Origin of the sequence: Xanthovirga aplysinae (assembly GCF_009711365.1) — a bacterium.
Classification (GTDB): Bacteria; Bacteroidota; Bacteroidia; order Cytophagales; family Cyclobacteriaceae; genus Xanthovirga; species Xanthovirga aplysinae.
Genome location: NZ_SMMB01000491.1, coordinates 1 through 1881, shown reverse-complemented (window position 1 = coordinate 1881; position 1881 = coordinate 1). Strand labels below are relative to the sequence as shown.

At 39.0% G+C, this 1881-nt stretch carries 1 protein-coding gene; it reads left to right on the top strand.

Features of this window, described 5'->3' with window-relative positions:
• A partial coding sequence (locus tag E1171_RS23495) for a hypothetical protein (protein ID WP_187696191.1) occupies positions 1-1620 on the top strand: 1620 nt, incomplete at its 5' end.
• Between the last annotated feature and the right edge of the window lie 261 nt (positions 1621-1881).

Genomic DNA, 1881 nt, shown 5'->3' with positions numbered 1-1881 from the left:
TATTCTCTGAACTACAACCTACTAATTAGCACTCCCGCTTCGAAATGGTATCAGCCTGTAGCTTACCGAAACGTTAGCGTGGATAAGGAGAATGACGACTTTCCCGATCAAACCATCGAATCTAAGGAACATGATTCCATGATTAGCGCAGCATTTTTCCTTAAAACTCTCCAGGTTTTTCCTGATGGTGAATTGAGTTTTGACTTTTACAAAGCCTTAAGGGATAAGTTAAACAATATTTCGGACCTGGTAGAACAAGGCAAGGTTTCACCTAATGATTTCACCCAGCTACAGGGTAATATAGATTCTTTCTTTCAAAATAGTGATGATTTTAAAGATGTAACCTTCTCAAGTTTAATTTCTGTGCAAGGTTATTTCACTAAGTTCCCTTTCGTATGGGCAAGCTATGCAGCGGTAACCTACTTTCTCTACTTCAAAAAAGCCGATGGCTCTGTCGCACATGTAGGCAATTTAAAGTTAGAACCACCTACAGTATTAACAACAGCTACCGTTCTTAATGCTCAAAACGGAGGTTATCAAATAAAATTTGAGAATATACCGGGAAAGGGGTTAGAATTATCACAGACGGAATACATTCCTACTTATTCTGCGGGGATGTTTACTCTTGCTAGCCCCGAAATTTCTCTTATTCCCTCATTTCAAAGGAAGGATACATTCACAGGAAATCCTACCGATACCGATGTAGTTGTATCGATTACAGGTACAGTGGGAGGCCATAATGTTACAGGGTTTAATGAAGAAGAAGAGGAATTGTCGGTTGAAATAACCAAGGCTCCCGAGCCTCCTAAACCATGGTTTGAGATTGGAGCAACAGTCTTAGGGGGATTTACCTTTCTTTGGTTGACTATCTCTAAAGCTGCCCGTGTTGTTGAATTTGCGAATGCAATAATAAACAGAGAACCTGGTGTAGGTCGTCTTTCAGCAGCTTGGGAAAATATAATATCTAGAACAACTGGTAAGGATCAGGCTTTGGCACGATTAGAGATTGTGTTAGCGGATGAACCACCCAACGTTTCACAACTTGATGATTTACTTAGTGCACGAGATGTGCAGGTTCCTTTGAGTAATGAGTTTGCTCCTTTAGTTTCAGAGGGTGCCGATATAGAACTTGCTCCACGTATCTCTAGGATTATGAATGACATTAGAAGTAACAGGGTGGGGACTTCGTTTCAAAAGGTAGTTAACGCAACTCAAGAGGATGCAGAAGCTTTAAAGACATTAATTGTGATTACTAAAGATTCTTCAATCCAGCAAAAACTTGCTGTACAAGCAAATAAATTAGCAGATCTTCAACAAGAAATAGCGTCGTTTAAAGCCTCAGATGGTGGTAGGCAACCTTCCGATATTCTTCCATTTCTTCAAGAAAAGAGTAATGATATTACCCAAATTCATACAAAAATACTGTCTATTCAGGAAGAAAGTGGTGTCAGAATAAGTCAAGATCTTATTCAGAAATTTGAATCTGTTTCTAATGACATTGCTAGTTGGAATGAGATAGAGCAAGAGGCGTCGCAAGAAGAGTTGGACCCGGATACTATAGATGAATCAAAAGATCGTAATGATTTTGAATTTGATGAAAAAACTGGTGAACTTGGTTAATTAATCGGTCGGAGTCTTTTACTGAACAGAGTTAGGTGCGTAAGCTTTAAATTTTTATGTGGTCTTTAAAAATTACAAAAGACTGCTTAAGATGCAGGTCCAGATTTCTAATACACTGGGCCTGTTTTTTTTAGACTCTCAGCAGGGGGGGAGGTTTGTTTATGGTAGTTTCAAAAACGACCAATGAGCGTTTGTTTTTGGGAGATTGCCTTGCAAGGATGATGCATCAGATTAAAATTAGGAAAGGGGCAAATGATGAAA